Origin of the sequence: Paenarthrobacter sp. NPDC056912, assembly GCF_042786555.1 — a bacterium.
In the GTDB taxonomy this organism is placed as follows: domain Bacteria; phylum Actinomycetota; class Actinomycetes; order Actinomycetales; family Micrococcaceae; genus Arthrobacter.
On the sequence record NZ_JBHUCD010000012.1, the window covers coordinates 161,643 to 177,084 of the forward strand.

Consider the following 15,442-nt stretch of genomic DNA (forward strand, 5'->3'; position numbering starts at 1 on the left):
GTCGCCCTTAGCGATATGCCAGGGCCACTGGATACAACGTTACTTTTCCGGACTTGGCATCTTCTTCAATGGCTATGTGCCACGTACCCGAGGATGTCTTATCCAATAGGCCAGACATAGGATTCGCTCCGCGATCGGCATCCCTGGCCCGCCAGATTCCTGAGTGGGGACCGCTGCAACTACCCGCCCAATAGGGGTAACCCTGGATGGCCGGCGGCCCTGCCCCTGACGACGTACGGCACACTGTTCCGTCGGCAAGCGTCACAAGAAATGGTGAGCTCTGTTCCGGGGCAGTAGTACTCGGTACGCGCGTGGAGTCAGCACGTACGTTTTGGATGAGAACTTTCTCCAATCCGAAGTAGCACAAATACTCGGTGATCTTTGCTGGATTTTGCAGGCACGGATCGTGGACGCCTTGGTCAACGAAACACCGAAAGGCATCAGCACGGCCTGCAACATTGGATCCGCTGCAAAAGGCCTTTTTCGCCGTCCTGCCGTCGATAACGCGGTTGGGGTTTGCCTCTGATCCGTCAACCCATGGGCGGATCGTCACGACCTTCGTGGTCGGTATGCGTGATTGCACGTCGTCGGCTATGTAACCTAGCTGTTCAAGGGCGAGGTCCATATTGCGCATCAGGTTTCCGTGAAAGCAGGGTATGGGTTGTGTCAGCAGGTTTACGAACGACCGCGAGACCTCATTCTTGGTTGCAATACCCAACCAGTCAGTACGGATACCATTGAAGACGTTCGTGTACCCTTCCATTTCATAAGAACAGGCAGCTTGTTTCTTCGTGGTTGCCCCTGCCTGGGCTGATCCCAAGTCCACAACGATGTCGCCTACGCCCGCCTCGCCCTGTATCTCTTGTTTGAAGAATCCCTGGCCAACGAGGGTGAACTGAGCCGCTCCGGCGAGCGAATGCACGGGCAAGCCCGAAGGCCACGGAGGCAAATCCCGGAGCTGCTGGGAGCCGCTCCGAAGAGCCTTCGCTGCTTCCGAATCGAACGACAACAGCCATGCAGGCAAAAACGCCGCACACAACAAGTCGGACCGGTTGAGGTCCTCGGACTTCAGCTTCCCACAATAGGAAAGCCACATCCGGAAAACGAACATCGTCACATTTGTCAGGCCCGCGGCTTCGACACCCAGCGCAGCTACGGCAGCTCCGATCGATCCTGTATTTGGCGTCCCGAAAGTGATCACCTGGCTGACTTTCGCCGCCAATGCACTCCCACCCAGCCCGAGTGCCTGGCGCGTAGCCAGCCCGCCCATGGAATGGGCCACCACGATCACCTTTTCCCCGCTCCTGTCGTACAGGCAGTTCAGGGCATCGGCCAGTGGACGTCCTATATTGCTGTCAGTGACCCAACGGGAAGCGTACTTTTCGTAGTCAAAGGTAAATACCGCTGTTCCACCAAGATCCTGCACGTTGCCGATAAGCGTGCGTGTAGGAGCGGCCGTACCGATTTTGGACGTCAGCAGATCGGGTTTGGCTGAGAACGCCCCTTTGGCGGCCTCATTGTGGGTGCTCGCACCAGTCCACCCGTGGACATAGACAATGGGGACATATTTGCCGCGGGCGTCAGCGCGCACTTTGACGGGAGTCCGCGAGTTGTCCTGATCTTTCGAAATGACTGGCGCGAAAGCCAAACCGGGGACATTGCAAGAGCTCGTCCACGAAGCCGGTTCATCAGCACGGGCCGGCGAACCAACCGATACAACAATGCCCAAGGTAAGTGCCGCGGCCAGGACCGAACTCATGACACGCACGCCCTTCATGGTGTTTCCGCCCCTTCCTTCTGCTCCATTGTTCCCAGGAGCTTCCACGCACCGTCCTCTTTGACCATCACGGCTACATATCGGGAGTCGGCTTGCCCAGGAACAGTCATGACGACGTTCATCGTTCCTCCCCCAATGCCGTCTGGCGCCCATGTGGACACTTCTGGTGCCAGCTTCGACCCAGCAGGCAACGCCACCTCTGCGTTGAACGATTGCCTGGTCTGTGCCGAAATGCCTTCTGAAGGACTTTCAGTCAGCCGGGACAACGCTTCCGCTGCCGCCTGGGCGTCAGCTTCCTGTTCGTTGGATGGGGTCGGTGAAGCAGTCTGTGTTGGCCCCGCTTGACCGTTGGCTTCCTGGCCCCAGCCCAGCGGGTTGACGATCCAGAATGCCAGCAACAGAAGCATGGATACGACTACTGCAGAACCGATTACCAGGAACTGCTTCTTCACTGGATACCTATCGTCGTCGGGTGAGGCGCTGACGGGCCATGGGATCGCAAGACAGGTCCCCTACCCACGACTCAGTTCGGCTTGAATGGTTTTGCCCGGACTACCAACGAAGTAGGCAGAGATCGTTTGTTCGTTCAACGTCAAGCCGATAGTGACGTTGTCGAGGCACTTGCCTGACTTCAGCTTTTCCTTGACGGACACTGCGCTCCCACTGACAAGGACTTCCGTCCACGTGGCTGAGCATTTGAGCTCAGGGTATTCAACGTCGGCCGTAAGTACCCCACTTGATTCCCGTATGGTCGCTTTGACGGTGTATTTAGAGGAGTCCCCTGTAACTGCGCCCGTCCAGGTGCCGGCCATCTTGGCTCGCAAGCCGTCAACCGGCAGGGCTGGCAGTGCTGCATCCAGTGCAGGAGCGGCGCCCTGCGCAGAAGTGTCGACCGTCCCGGCTGTCGGTGGAACTGAGGTGGTAGGAATGTTCGAAGTTCCGGATCCACCTTTGGTGAACAACATCTTGCCCAGCTCGATAAGTGAAGACGCGTACGAATAGTCAGGCTTCATCCCGCCAATGCCGGCTGTGTACCAGTAGTCACCGGGACCCGCGACGTAGACATCTGATCGCCCGTCTGTCACCAGGCCGCCGTCCTCCGACCAAAGAAATTGGACACCTTTGTCGGTACCAGCAGCCTTCTCAACGTCCCGGACAGCAATGGATACGGAATCGAATACCGCCTTAGGCGTCCTTCCCCCGAAGTCCCGATCCACGTTGTAGATGCCCATGCTGTGCACAACGCCTGAATCATCGTCGTACCGGTAGCGGTGTATCACAAAGCTTGGCTCAAAGGAGCCGTTCAGAACCTTCCGGCCATCGCCGCTCAGCGTCAACGAACCTTTGGGCAAAGTATAGGAGCATTGATTATTCCCTGTTCGAGTGTCACCAAGATCAATGGCAACCTCACCCGGTCCCAGCCAAGGCTCAAGTGCCGTCTGGACCTCTGCAGCGGCAAGCGCACAACTGGCCAGGGCTGGATTTGTCGGCACCGACGGCCCGGAACCGTTCCCTGCCTGGGGTTGGGCAAATTCGTTGGTGCCGCTTCCGGAACCCGGTGAAGAGCAGCCTGCCACAAGGAGCAGTACCGCCATTCCAACACCAAGCATCGTCCTTCGTGACTGTATCGGCTTCCCCAGCCGTCCATGGGTGTTCCCGTAAGCCAAACCAACAGGCGCATTCCGGTCTGCAGTTTGTTCCTCATTAGATTTCATGTGCGCCCCCGTACGTTGGACTGCGGCACTTTCACGCCGTAGTCCTACCCTTTGCCGATCGGATGCGATGCGAACGGTGAGAGCAGAATATGTTGATTGCGGCCGCTTGTCGCCACTTTGCGTGAATGAGTCGGTAACTTGTCACCCAAAGTTGTGACATTTCTAGCCATGATCGCAACCGCTGGCGTTCTGGCTGCAGGCCTCATAAACGCGGTGGTGACGACACTGCAAAACCCCACTGGCTTGCTGCCGCAGAAGCCGGTTGCTCCCGAAAACCAGCCCATAGCTGGCAATACTCAACCATCTTCGTCGGTCGCTCCTACTGGCAAGCAGAGCCTCGTTACCAAAGCCGATGTCAAAGAGTGTGATGCGCTGGTCGAGAGTTCGAAAATCACGGCCAGCGAGTTGAAGGACGGGAATGACATCCTGCCAAAACTGGTTGACCGGATCAATGCCATGATGAATGTTCGGTTGACTGAGGACGAAATATCGGCGATTAGTGATTTGATTTCAGCTTCTGGGAAGACAGGACCGGCAGCATTGGTAGAGATGAAGCTCTCGGCAATGGGAAGAAGCTTTCATCACGCAAGGCCAGAAGGGTTTTGATTTATGGCTGAAAACGCGGCACGAAGCTCACCCCTATAAAGCAAATTTCGTCAAAACGGGCACGCTCTACACTGAATACGCCTACGTAAGCAACGTCAACGAAAACAGTCTCAATGACAAAGACGCCTCACAGGACAGGCAAAGTTGCTGAAGGCTGATGCAACCATTCCGAACCCTTGAAGCTCACCGCGTTGAACTCCATGGGTTTGAGGGGCTGCTGTGACGGGCTTCGGCACTTGTCGTGACGTTGCCCTACTCATGGCCAAGCGGAGGTGATGCGAACAGTGAGAGTGGGATATGTTGATCATCCCCCACTTATCGCCTCACGGTACGAATGAGTCGGCAACTTGTCACCCAAACCTGTGACATTTCTGGCGGCGCCCTTTGTACCACCCTGTCGGCGGGCTATGGTTCCCGTACAAGTTGGAACTCAGGGGTGGAGGCACAATGGCGGGAAAGCAGCTGTTTCCGATCGGGATACCGAGGACCGGGCACTTATTCGCGACGATGATTCTGTCCGTGATCGTGCTTCTGGCCGGCTGTTCTGCCCCGAACTCTCCCGGCTTCCTGGATGGTCTCAGTGGGGGCAAGAGCTCTATGGAGGCAGTGAAAGAGTTCGAGGCCTTCCTCGCCGATGTCAAGAAAGAGACTCCCGACTTCGTCAAGAAGGGCCTGCAGTATCCGGAAAGTCATTTCCCCGAAGCGCACAAGCGTATGCGTCCGGGCATGGCCCAGAAAGATGCGAATGATCTGCTAAACACTATTGCTTTGGTCTACCTCATGAATTACGAAACAAAATTCACCTTCGATCCCGCCAACGTCGAAGTAAAAGACGACACGGCAAAGATCGAAGGCGATGACCTGCAAATAAGCATGAACGGGAAGACCACGCCCGGCCAGTCCGGTGGCGCCTTCACTTTGAGGTACGTCGACAACAAGTGGTACGTCGCGGAGATGGTCAAGCCGTTCTAACTGGTCCTTGGCACGGGTCGCTGGAACCGGTTCGTAGCGTCGACTCAAGAGTCCGGATAATGAAGCCATGTTGATCAGCGAATCCCGTGCCCAGTTGGAGATGCAGTTGGCTGAAAAGACCCCCAATGGCATAGCAGGCCTCCCGCCAAGTCCTGGCACGGTATTTGATGTATTCAGGCAGTTCGCTGCAGTGCCGGCAACGGACGCAGCTCCTGCCCAGGAAGACGGCGACGGCGTTCTCGCCCAGTTCGGCCCAGCAGATCACGCCGACACGATAGCGTTCATGGTGGACCTCACCCGGCAATTCATCGAGACCTCCGACGAAAACCCGGCAATCTGGCAACTGTCCTGCGTGTTCTTGTGGCCAGAAAGCCCACCAACGTCCGCCCTCGGCCGCGGAACCCTCTGGTCCTTCGACCTATCGTTGGATGGGTTTTTCGCCGCTACAGCAGCACTGCCCGGGTGGGCCTGGGCGCTTGCGACAGATCAAGCCCCCAACCATTTCGCCATCTCGTTCGACCGGGTGTAGCTGCCGGCCGACACAACACTCCACTGGACGTGGCAGCAGGCGGGACCTACGTGGAACTTCGATTGCCGAACGGCAGCCTTCCATACCGCTCCACAAAGGCCGAAATCATGGCTTCTTCGAGTTTCTTTTCGGTCCGATCGGCCACGACCTTCCAGGCCACCCGCAGGTCACGCGCATCGGCCAGCTGCCAGATGCGTTCACCGCCGCTGTGGTTGTGAGTCATACCTGGGCGCCCTGCCTTCGCATACTCATCGATGCGGCCCCACAAGCCGTCGAGTTTCGATCTCTGGCTTGCCTTGCCGATATAGACAACAGATGCGCCCGCCACCCACTTGGCCTCGAGCTCAGCGACAGGCACGTTCGCTTTCCTGGCCTTGTGGGTGCCCCCGAATCCCTTTGCGATGAACTCCGGATGATCGGTGCTGGGCCGGACGACAACATAGACACCAGGTGATCGCGGTATCCCACCATCACTTGGGGAGTACTGCTGCTTGATCCTGGCGAACGGCACGAATCCATCAAAGCCGGCCCCCATCAGCTCGACCACAGTGAAGGTTTTCAACTTAGCCAACACGACCTCCTGCCCTCAATAGGTCCACTGCCGTTCCCTGAACAGCACGGCGTTGTTTACCATGGCTCCATTCTCACTGATCGATCAGGCTGCTCCGGACGTGGCCACAGATGGCTGCGGAAGCGCCCATCCAGGAATGGCGGCTTCCCTCCGATGCGGTCGAAGCAGGTGCCGCAGGCTCATCAAACCCAAGCCAACAAGCAGGGAGCAACCATCAGAAGTCCCCGACTCCATTGGCGCGTTTTCCGTGCGGCGCCTGCGCCCATCAAAGCCGTGATGGCTGACTATCAGGCACTCTTCGTCCTGTCGCTTATCCTCGCCGCCGTGAAGCTTCCATTTTGGGCGGCCGTCATTCCTGTCATCTTTGCCGGCGGTGCCCTCTTCACGTTGGGGCTTTGCTACTTTCGCGATCTCCGTGAAACAGCGACCATCCACTCAAGGCGCTACAGGGAAAGCAAAGGCATCGCACCCGACGGAGGACTGCCCCGGCTTTTGTTGGCTCGGGGACTTAGGCCGCTGTGAGCGCGGTCCGGTTGTTTCATATTCGATGGGCTTAAGTTTTCCCAGCCGTCTTTGCCGTCGCCGGCGGTGGCAAGTCCGTTCGATCCAGGTCGTGATGGCCAGCCGGAGGTCCTGTCTGGTAGTCCACAGCTGACGGTCCAGGATGTTCTTTTGCAGCAGCGAGAAGAACGATTCCATCGCGGCGTTGTCCGCGCACGCCCCGACCCTGCCCATCGAGCCGGAGAGTCCATGATGACGGAGCGATTCGACAAACCGGCGAGACCTGAACTGGGACCCACGATCCGAATGCACCACTGTCCCTGCCAGACGGCGTGAGCGCACCGCGTTCTCCAGTGCTGCCACGGCGAGAGACGACTTCATCCGCGAGTCCATCGAGTACCCGACGATCCGTCCGGAATAGACATCCCTAACCGCGCAGAGGTAGAGCTTGCCCTCGGCGGTGGGGTGTCCGGTGATGTCTGTGAGCCACAGTTCGTTCGGCGTCCCGGCGGTGAAGTCCCGTTCGACCAGACCGTCGTGAACAGGTGGTCCCGGTTTCGGTTCAGGCTGCGTTTCTTTGCGAACACCGACCAGATGCCGTGGTCCCTGCAGTTGCGCTGGACCCTGTTCTCACCCGCCGTGGTGCCCTTCCGTTAAAGTTCGTCGGCGATGAAACGGTACCCGAACGCCGGGTCGTCCGAGTGGATGTCCAGGGCGGCGTTGACGAGGTGCGCATCGACCCAGTCCCGTTCCATTACCGGGCTGGACCTCCACCGGAAATAGCCTTGCTTGCTGAATCCCAATACCCTGCAGGTCACCGCCACGGAAACACCGACGGCGGCAAGATCCGTGACCAGCGGGTAGATCATTTTGGGTTGATGTCCCTGGCCAGATACGCAGCGGCCCGGCGCAGAATCTCGTTCTCCTGCTCCAACAGACGGTTCCGCTTCTTCAACTCCCGCATCTCGGCCGAATCACCGTTTGCCGGGACGGTCCCGGAATCTTTACGTTCGGCAATGGCAATCCAACGCTTGAGCGTCGTGACTGACAGCCCAATATCCTTCGCAATCTGCGCCAGCGGCGCTTCGCCCTTGCGGGCCACATCAATAACGTCCTGGCGGAACTCCGCCCCATAAGCTGTGGGCATGGTCAACATCCTTCCACGAGCACAAGCTCGCTAGGTCAAGGAGTCAACAAAACCGGGGGCAGTCCCATCGGGTGAAACTGCCCCATCAAAGCGTGATAACTCGCCAGCGACATGCGCGAACACATCCTCTTCGCCCAAACCACCACAGTACCCATCTGGTCACGCATCCCGCCTCCGGCACCAAAACGATCGACCAGGACACGTCGTCGCCGGCCTCAGCGCGTTCCGAGACCAATGAGACACCTTCATCATCCACAAGACGATCGGCTGTGCTGTGAAGGTGCGATCCGATCAAGAACCGTCATGTCGTTGACGACGACTTTCATCAATGAAAGTTGTGTGTGCAAGAAATCCGGAACGATCATGCCCGGCCATAAAGCAGACTTAAGTGTGGACAATGCCCACACCCCCTTTGGCCGGACAAATGCACCGCGTCAGATCTCAGCAGGGAGCAACGATGTCCGGATGCTGAAAAATAATTTTGCTGAAAGTCATGTCATCCGTACTCGCGGGAACCATGAAGAAGTGAACGGCCAACAAGGGCCGCCAAAACACCCGGAACGGAGGATTGAATCACCCGACAACCCAGCAAGCGGAACGCCCGACAGCCAAGACACTGAGTCCGCTCCCTCACAACTGAACAGGCCAACCGGCGGCCACGCGACAGTCGGCACAACAACAGAGGTTCCTGTCAACAATTGTCAACACGTTAAAGCAAAAACCCCCACTGACGAGGGGGTATGCCGTGCCCGAGGTGGGACCCGAACGGGATTCCAGGCCTTGCAAACACTGGGATCCCGCGGAAACATCGGCAATCCGGGCCAGTCCGGCCTAGGTACGGCCCAGTCCGAAGGCCAATGTGTGGACACTGTCCACACCCCTCTTGCCAATTCTGACGGGACTAACACGACACGGGATGCCGGAAGGTCCCCACCGAAAGATTCTGCGGTTCAGAGCCGCCCGCAGCAACCCGTACGCGCACTTCCAAGATCGAGCCGGATACCAACCGCAGGTATGGACCCCGCAGTACCCGTTGCCTGAATCTACGACTCACGCCAATAAGGCCGCCCTTTCGCCAGGGCGTTCCGCACGGTTTGAACGGATACGGACAAGACAAAGCCCTCCAACCCAGCGTTCTCGCAAGTCAAAGGAGCCTTCACCGTGGGCCAAACCGACCCTGATGCGAAGAATTCGCAAAAGAGGTCGCAAGAATTCGCGCCTACAGCAGTCGAAACCAGAGGTTAAACGAGGCTGTTCCTTCACTTACCATGAGCGTCGGCACGGTGTTCATTAAGCCCAAAATCACCTACCTCAGCCCGAACCCTTCCTGAATTCTTTGAGCTTCTTCATCATGCCCGCGCGCATCGTCTTCGTACCCCTTGGCAACCTCACGCAGGAGCCGTGCGGTCTTGGGCCACTCATCGACAAGCTCGGCGGCGTAGTCGCGGTATTCCTTCGCAAGTACTCGCTCTTGTTCGCCTCCCTCCGTCAAGCTACGCGATGTAGCATCTCGCTTGTTGAAGATACCGTCCTTGAAATTCCGGTTGATCACTTCGCTACTCTGGCCCTCGAGGAAATTTCGCACTGGGACGCATGGCCAGATCGAGTCTTGGGCATCAATCTTGGCCCGGGCGAGAACTATACCGATATGGGCCTCTCCAACGTCGAGACGACCTGATTCCTCGAGAAGCCGGCGAACGTCCTCGACCCATTGAAACAGTGCGGTCTCGTCAACGATTCCGTCGTTGGGCTTAGATCCCGGGATCATCGTCCAGCGGTCCAGGAGATGCCACGCGTTCGAGGAAACATTTTCAGGGACCTTGGGTTCCTCCTCCTCATCGCCCCTGCAATAGAGGAAGCTGATCATCTGGACAAAGAAGTCAGCTGAACCAGCCAACAAAGACTCAAGCGCTCGGATGCTCGCAGACTCGTCTAAAGCAGGGAGCAGGTTCCACTGCAAAAGCCCAAGCCGCTGCACGTCGATCGCGTCGTCTCGTTCGACATAATCGAGTAAGGCACCGATATCGTACTGCGAAAGAACTCCGGTCTCAGGATCCTCGGACGAAAAGGCATCAATCAGATCCAGGATTAGCTCAGGATCCAGCTTGACCTTGCCGCCATGGGAATACATCGCCATCAAATCCAGAGCAGCCGCATATCGCTTATGATTTCCGAGACGGCGAGCAGTCTCGTTCACAAGCTGAAATTGACCGCGTCCATGGGTCTGGAATTCCTCCCAGTAGTGTTGGCTGACCTGCTCACCCAACTGCTCCAAGGCTTCCCACGCGCTCGGGAGATCGTCAACGATTCGCAAGATCCGAGCCGCGAGAAGCGGCGGTTCAGTATGGCGCTTGGCCAATGCCACGATTGCTTCGTCGCCCTCCTTGGCAAGTTGCGCGATCGCGGCGTGCGCAAACTCCGTGACCCCTGCACGTTCGTCGACGATGAGAGGGGCTAGGGTGTCGCCGTCGAGATCTACGTTTGAAGATTGAGTGATTGCATGGCCGACGGACCACGGCCTCCTTACCGTGGCGGCCAAGTCAAGCAACCCATGGAGGCCACTTTGTGCGAACACTTCCTCGGCAGCGGCCGTCTGCCGACGTTGAAGTTCCCGGTCGTACTCTTCATAGTTGTCTCTACGTGAGATGTCACCCAATTCCGGGTGGTAATCAAAGAGCCATGAGACCTGCTCCTCTCGCCTTGCAGGTTTGAAAAGCTCAGCAACCTGGTCGAGGGACCCTAGGGTTGCCTCGTCGAGGGCCCACTGGGAGTCGCTGTACTCGCGATGCCGCCGGATAAACGAGGTCAGCTCCTTCCAGACGGCCTCTGAGTCCGTTTCGTCCAATGTTCCGTCTCGGCCGAACTCCGCGAATAGTCTCAGTAGCCGATCGCGCGGCTCACTGCTCAAGTCATCGATCTTCGAGACGAGGTCGACGAGCCGACTTGGCTCCTGCCGCGCGAGCTGAATACCTAGGTCGACAATTCGGCCGACCGAGTCCACGTAGTCGGGCATCGATACGTTCGACTCGGTGGCCCGTTCCTTCCAATCATGGAACTCCGGGCCACCGGATACTGTTACGAACCCATGCCGGCCAGGGAAGAGGGCAAGTAAGAGCTTCCAAGCCTCGACCGGATTGCTCTTGACGAACTTGGACAGGACCGTATTCCGCGACTTCAGAGACGCGGAAGTCTGCGGCCGCCACGGAAGGAAGAGCCCTGCGAGTACCCCCGTCGGGTGGTTTGATATCGAGTCATTCGGCGCCTTGGCCGCCAAGAGCATGATGAGCTGCGAGGCCTCACTAAAGTACACCGGAGACCACGCTAGAACTTCAAGGGCCGACTGCAGGTAGACATGTGGGCTGGTTGGCGACAGGAACGTGCGTTCAGAGTCAGGGAACATGCCAACACTGAGCGCGCCGCCAGGCTCCAGCGCCGCTTCAACCGCTTCAAGAAGGAAGTCGGGCGCAGCCTCGGCCAGAAGTGAGAGCACGTCAAGAAGCGACTCCCACACCTTGCCGGTCTTGTCTTCGTTGGCTCGTTGGAGGAGAGCCCTGACCATCAGCTGCGCCCAGCCGCCCAGACTCTGTCCACCTACTACACGGTTGGCGTCGCCCTCCAACGAACCAAATTGAGCGAGCGTTGCGGCCAGGCCCTTCCGAAGATCCGAGGAGTGGTTCCTGACCTTTCCGTGGATAGCAGCCTTCCATCGCTCGTCTCTTGGCAATTCGAGCTTCGGGTCAACGGCGCCGAGAATCTCCTGCACGACGGCTTCGACGGACGTCAGATCATCCGCCGTGACCTTAGCGACGACCTGACCTATGGAGTCTTGGCGGTCAAATATCTTCCACGCTGAACCAACTCGGGTGAATATCGGCGCAGCTCCGTCAAGCAACGCGTTCGTCGCCTTCTGAAAGGCCTCAACACTGCCGGCGACGCGCTCGACGGCCGCGACATCACCGGGCGACCTGAGGTTCCACGACCCCAGCATCCACGATCTGCGTGCGATGGAATCGTCCGCGAAGGCCCGGACTACGACGGTTGCCGCGCTCGACACACCCGTTAGCCGCCGCTTATAGAGTGGGACGCTCTTGTTGATCGCCCGGGCCAGGACGCTCACCCGGTCATCTTCTACGCCAAGGCTCTTGAGGATCTTCTCGGCCTCTCCGATAGGGGTTCCCCGCAGCTCGAAGTCCCCCGTCGTTCCGGACGAGCTATGCAAGATGATGTGATGACCGTTTACGAGGTCGGCCCGTCGCACGAGTGACTCCTCAAAGGGGACAAGAAGCAGTAGCCCTTCCGTCTCGCACAGGTAAGCAAGAGCTCCTGGATCGAAAACGACCAGCGTCCGATCCAGAATGTCTTGCCTGATCACTGGGTCTGCCTTGTGCACAACAGCGGCCACAAAGCTCAACACGTCGTCTGGATCGGGTGCGGCAATCCACAGATGCCGTGCGGGCTCCTCGGTTATCGCCGTAAGCAGCCGGGCCGCTTCCTCGGTTCTACCTGCCGTGAGCAGTTCAGGAGTGAGGAGCCCCCGTGTGCCACTCGTGAAGTTCTCCCACCACTTGATAAGGCTCTGAACTCCATTAGCAGGAATTCCGATCTCCTCCGAAAAGCGGACATGAGTCCGCGGCGACCGTTCCAAAGCGGCATACAGGTCAGAAGCTGTCCTCACCTGTACGCTCTTCCAGTCATTGAGCGCTGTCTTTTCTTGGGCCCATTTACGCCCGTTGGCCCAGCGGTGAGGAGTCACAAAGACGAACGTCGTATCGGATGGGTTGACGCCATAAGGCTCCTTCGTTCGCGTGTCATAGTCGGCGTCAGCTTTACCTTTGGGGTTGCCGCCGACGCCGAACTCCCAGACGCTCTTCCCCTCTGGAACAAAGGGAGTCTGAACGGGCGAATGGACGACTCCGTCATAGCCAGACAGATTAACGTGCTCATCACCGGGCATGACCAATTCCTGAAGATCGGGAACCAAGTCCGCGACAAGATTTCGAACAAGATTCGGAAGTCGCGACTGCGCCTGTTGCGTCTCGCCCCACTGTTCAATTTGGATCTGGCTGGCAAGATGCGGCAATCGATGACTCACTGAATACCCCCTGTTGACGTCGCTACGTTTGAATAGACTGGTGGGCATCAGAGTACCGGCGAGTACCGACAATCATGAGATACCCGCGGAGGGCTATTGGGGACTCGTTAAGGCAAAAGCCCCCTCTGACGAGGGGATTGCTGTGCCCGAGGTGGGACTCGAAGTGCGTTCCAAGCCTTGCGAACACTGGGCACACCCGAAGACATACCGACTACGGCCTATTCCGATACCCGTCTGGCCGAGTCTGACGGGCGCCAAGTGTGCTCAGGCCTCTTCTGAAAGGTGAGGCAGGATTACCGTTCCACCAGATGCTTCGAGATCACGGCGGCGGAATCCCGGAGTTCGATGTTGCCTGCAGCAACTCCGACCACCAGGTCGAAGCCCTCGTCAGTCGTGAAGTCATGGCGGTAGCCGTTGATCCACAACAGCAGGACCATGAGCGTCCAGGCGGTGCGCTTGTTGCCGTCAATGAGCGGATGGAAACGGGCCACAGACTCAAGCAACGCGGCCGCCTTCATCGCCAATTCAGGATAGGCCTCAGAGCCCATGACTGTTGTCGCGGGCCGGGCCAGGGCCGAGGCGAGCAAGCCAACATCACGGATGTGGAACCCGTACCGGTCGATTACTTGCAGCGCATCCTCAACGTCTAGGTACGCGGTCACGCGTCCTCAAGCCGCGTCAACAGCTCGGCGTCATGGCTCATGACGAACTCCAAGCCCTCGCTGATCTCACTCCGGCGCGCGTGGCGCTGCAGGATCAGCTCGGCACCCTGAAGCAGCAACGCCGACTTGGAGGTATGTTCCTCGGCCGCGAGCTTCTCAAGCCTGCGATCGAGGTCTTCCGGGACGCGAAGATTCATTGCCATACCCACATGGTACCAAAACGGTACAAAGAATTAACTTAGGGGCTGATAATCCACACGACCGTCTCGCGAATGCGCTCCGAGTGCACCAGCCATGTCACGCTGGTGCCAGACTGCAATGGCCAACGCATACGAAAGGACGCTATGTCAGCGGAGATTGTCACAAAGCTCTTGGAACTCTTGGACGACCTCATCCAGGACGCGAGAAAAGTAGCGCTCTCGACCAACCCGACACCGAACTCGGGCGATTCGATCGTGGCGTCTTCGAACGCTGTATCAGCGTCATCCATGCAGCCCGCGTCCTCGTGTCAGCCGGCCACTGGGAAACAGCCACTTCTCCTGTCCGTCAGCTTTACGAAATCGTCCTGAACATGGAACATCTCAACAGCTATCACGATAGGGAACTCGCCGCGATCAAGTTCATCAGATTCGGGAGCCTGCAGGCAGCCTTGGCAACGCTCGCAAACCTCGAGTACGAGCATGAAAGAGGGGAACGAACACAGCTGAAACAAGTCCTCGAAATCAGGCAGGCCCTCGAAGGAGAAACTTACGACGAATTTCGTGCCAAGCCTCGACGGGACGGTTCGCCTCAATGGAGGCAGACCCGGTGCGGCAGAAACATCGCAGAGCTAGCCAGGGAATCGACGAACCGGCGTCACCACGTGAACTACAAGCTCCTATACTCGGCATGGTCCGAACAGACCCACGGGTCCCCAGGTGCGCTGCTCCCGCGAATCGTGGATAGCATCTATCCCGAGAGGATCGACCCCCCTCCACAACGAAATTGAATCGGAAACGCGAGTGATTCTGATGGCCTTGGTCCTCTTCCGAGAACTATGGACCCTGCTCCCCGGAATCCCTCCCCAAAGCCCTGCTGCTTCGCAGGAACAGGCACTTCGCATGAACGTCCTCGCGGAGGCACGCAAAGCCAACGGCAAACCATTCATCATTGCGTTCGACCTTTGAGGCGCGCTGATTCTGAGTCCCCTTCCCTATCCACAAAAGGGATAGGCGCAGCCGATAACGGCGCATATGTCCTAGCCGAAACAGGACCACGCCCGAAGGTTGGGAACGGCCGGCCGTGGAGAATCCTTTTCTGAACCGAATAATAGCGCTGCCGTGCGCTTGGACAATTTCAAATGTCGCCAGCTGGACCGTAGTCGGCTCCTTCCCAGGACGACATGGCGGGCGCGAAATGGCGATCCCGCAGGGAGCCGAGGGACCGCCGTCTCGATGTCTGACGAACCCCTAGTTGGACGGGAAGTTGTACGACGCTCCTGATGCGTGGTTGGTTTCCGGCCAGCGGGAGGTGATCACCTTGCCACGGGTGTAGAAGGAGACACCTTCGGGTCCGTAGATGTGCTTATCGCCGAAGAGCGAAGCCTTCCACCCACCAAACGAGTAGTAGGCCACCGGGACGGGCAGGGGTGCACGCCCTTGACGACCTTGTCAGTTGCCTTTGATGACTGAACCGGCCGTGCTGGTGCTGAGTGCGTTCCGCAGGTTGCTGGGTCAGGGCGAGGGTGGCCCAACAACGACATCCTTGGCCGCCGTCGGTGGATCGTGACGTGCCACGGGGCGCAAGGTTCAGAGGGCGGTGGTGGTGTGTTGAAGATAGGCCAGCCGCAGACCTTTCTTGGCTCTGCCGTGGAGTGCGGCGACGGCGTTGG

General features: G+C 58.3%; 14 protein-coding genes and 2 pseudogenes. 6 read left to right on the forward strand and 10 right to left on the reverse strand.

The genetic code is table 11. The annotated features are described in order from the left end of the window. Positions 1–7: 7 nt before the first annotated feature. From ACFRJ9_RS14625 to ACFRJ9_RS14635, 3 genes are read right to left on the reverse strand one after another with little or no spacing between them, the layout of a single operon-like run. A complete protein-coding gene (locus tag ACFRJ9_RS14625; protein ID WP_377669221.1) occupies positions 8–1,777 on the reverse strand; it encodes an esterase/lipase family protein in 1,770 nt (589 codons plus the stop codon). Beyond that, the gene (locus ACFRJ9_RS14630) at positions 1,774–2,229 is read right to left on the reverse strand and encodes a hypothetical protein (RefSeq protein ID WP_377669223.1); all 456 of its coding nucleotides are present in this window, start codon (positions 2,227–2,229) and stop codon (positions 1,774–1,776) included. The genes ACFRJ9_RS14625 and ACFRJ9_RS14630 overlap by 4 nt, the downstream gene beginning before the upstream one ends. Before the next feature lie 60 nt (positions 2,230–2,289). Further along, a complete protein-coding gene (locus ACFRJ9_RS14635) occupies positions 2,290–3,372 on the reverse strand; it encodes a hypothetical protein (RefSeq protein ID WP_377669226.1) in 1,083 nt (360 codons plus the stop codon). 288 nt (positions 3,373–3,660) lie between these two features. Between ACFRJ9_RS14635 and ACFRJ9_RS14640 the strand changes: the two genes are divergently transcribed. The 3 genes from ACFRJ9_RS14640 to ACFRJ9_RS14650 all read left to right on the forward strand — a co-directional run bounded on the left by ACFRJ9_RS14640 (position 3,661) and on the right by ACFRJ9_RS14650 (position 5,599). Beyond that, positions 3,661–4,098: a hypothetical protein gene (locus tag ACFRJ9_RS14640; protein ID WP_377669228.1), complete on the forward strand. Its 438-nt coding sequence runs from the start codon at positions 3,661–3,663 to the stop codon at positions 4,096–4,098. 447 nt (positions 4,099–4,545) lie between these two features. After that, positions 4,546–5,070, forward strand: coding sequence for a hypothetical protein (locus ACFRJ9_RS14645; RefSeq protein ID WP_377669231.1), 525 nt, complete (start codon positions 4,546–4,548; stop codon positions 5,068–5,070). 67 nt (positions 5,071–5,137) lie between these two features. Then, positions 5,138–5,599: a hypothetical protein gene (locus ACFRJ9_RS14650; RefSeq protein WP_377669234.1), complete on the forward strand. Its 462-nt coding sequence runs from the start codon at positions 5,138–5,140 to the stop codon at positions 5,597–5,599. Positions 5,600–5,645: 46 nt separating this feature from the next. Here the strand turns inward: ACFRJ9_RS14650 and ACFRJ9_RS14655 are convergent, their stop codons facing one another. Then, entirely contained in the window at positions 5,646–6,173 is a 528-nt protein-coding gene (locus ACFRJ9_RS14655) for a hypothetical protein (RefSeq protein ID WP_377669236.1), read from the reverse strand. 273 nt (positions 6,174–6,446) lie between these two features. Between ACFRJ9_RS14655 and ACFRJ9_RS14660 the strand changes: the two genes are divergently transcribed. Continuing rightward, positions 6,447–6,692 (forward strand): hypothetical protein, encoded by a 246-nt coding sequence (locus ACFRJ9_RS14660; RefSeq protein WP_377669239.1) that lies wholly within the window; start codon positions 6,447–6,449, stop codon positions 6,690–6,692. Here the strand turns inward: ACFRJ9_RS14660 and ACFRJ9_RS14665 are convergent. The 5 genes and pseudogenes from ACFRJ9_RS14665 to ACFRJ9_RS14685 all read right to left on the reverse strand — a co-directional run bounded on the left by ACFRJ9_RS14665 (position 6,679) and on the right by ACFRJ9_RS14685 (position 14,062). Then, positions 6,679–7,818, reverse strand: a pseudogene (locus ACFRJ9_RS14665) (IS3 family transposase). The gene ACFRJ9_RS14660 and the pseudogene ACFRJ9_RS14665 overlap by 14 nt on opposite strands. 1,306 nt (positions 7,819–9,124) lie before the next feature. Further along, on the reverse strand, positions 9,125–12,772 hold the full coding sequence (locus ACFRJ9_RS14670; RefSeq protein ID WP_377669242.1) for a hypothetical protein: 3,648 nt from the start codon (positions 12,770–12,772) through the stop codon (positions 9,125–9,127). A gap of 431 nt (positions 12,773–13,203) precedes the next feature. Next, the gene (locus ACFRJ9_RS14675; RefSeq protein WP_377669245.1) at positions 13,204–13,572 is read right to left on the reverse strand and encodes a type II toxin-antitoxin system death-on-curing family toxin; all 369 of its coding nucleotides are present in this window, start codon (positions 13,570–13,572) and stop codon (positions 13,204–13,206) included. Further along, positions 13,569–13,775, reverse strand: coding sequence for a ribbon-helix-helix protein, CopG family (locus ACFRJ9_RS14680; RefSeq protein ID WP_231341093.1), 207 nt, complete (start codon positions 13,773–13,775; stop codon positions 13,569–13,571). Before ACFRJ9_RS14680 ends, ACFRJ9_RS14675 begins: the two co-directional genes overlap by 4 nt. A gap of 35 nt (positions 13,776–13,810) precedes the next feature. Next, entirely contained in the window at positions 13,811–14,062 is a 252-nt protein-coding gene (locus ACFRJ9_RS14685; RefSeq protein ID WP_377669247.1) for a hypothetical protein, read from the reverse strand. 15 nt (positions 14,063–14,077) lie between these two features. Between ACFRJ9_RS14685 and ACFRJ9_RS14690 the strand changes: the two genes are divergently transcribed. Continuing rightward, positions 14,078–14,560, forward strand: coding sequence for a DUF5677 domain-containing protein (locus tag ACFRJ9_RS14690; RefSeq protein ID WP_377669249.1), 483 nt, complete (start codon positions 14,078–14,080; stop codon positions 14,558–14,560). Between the two features lie 13 nt (positions 14,561–14,573). After that, on the forward strand, positions 14,574–14,738 hold the full coding sequence (locus ACFRJ9_RS14695; protein ID WP_377669251.1) for a hypothetical protein: 165 nt from the start codon (positions 14,574–14,576) through the stop codon (positions 14,736–14,738). Between the two features lie 282 nt (positions 14,739–15,020). Here ACFRJ9_RS14695 and ACFRJ9_RS14700 read toward each other — a convergent pair. Then, a pseudogene (locus ACFRJ9_RS14700) lies at positions 15,021–15,200 on the reverse strand (methylmalonate-semialdehyde dehydrogenase (CoA acylating)); the annotation flags it as partial. Between the last annotated feature and the right edge of the window lie 242 nt (positions 15,201–15,442).

Bases quoted from the DNA above. Each gene is read 5' to 3' on its own strand.
- ACFRJ9_RS14625 (WP_377669221.1), bottom strand. From the start codon at position 1,777: ATGAAGGGCGTGCGTGTCATGAGTTCGGTCCTGGCCGCGGCACTTACC.
- ACFRJ9_RS14635 (WP_377669226.1), bottom strand. From the start codon at position 3,372: ATGGCGGTACTGCTCCTTGTGGCAGGCTGCTCTTCACCGGGTTCCGGA.
- ACFRJ9_RS14640 (WP_377669228.1), top strand. From the start codon at position 3,661: ATGATCGCAACCGCTGGCGTTCTGGCTGCAGGCCTCATAAACGCGGTG.
- ACFRJ9_RS14645 (WP_377669231.1), top strand. From the start codon at position 4,546: ATGGCGGGAAAGCAGCTGTTTCCGATCGGGATACCGAGGACCGGGCAC.
- ACFRJ9_RS14650 (WP_377669234.1), top strand. From the start codon at position 5,138: ATGTTGATCAGCGAATCCCGTGCCCAGTTGGAGATGCAGTTGGCTGAA.
- ACFRJ9_RS14660 (WP_377669239.1), top strand. From the start codon at position 6,447: ATGGCTGACTATCAGGCACTCTTCGTCCTGTCGCTTATCCTCGCCGCC.
- ACFRJ9_RS14670 (WP_377669242.1), bottom strand. From the start codon at position 12,772: ATGCCCGGTGATGAGCACGTTAATCTGTCTGGCTATGACGGAGTCGTC.
- ACFRJ9_RS14680 (WP_231341093.1), bottom strand. From the start codon at position 13,775: ATGGCAATGAATCTTCGCGTCCCGGAAGACCTCGATCGCAGGCTTGAG.
- ACFRJ9_RS14685 (WP_377669247.1), bottom strand. From the start codon at position 14,062: ATGGATGACGCTGATACAGCGTTCGAAGACGCCACGATCGAATCGCCC.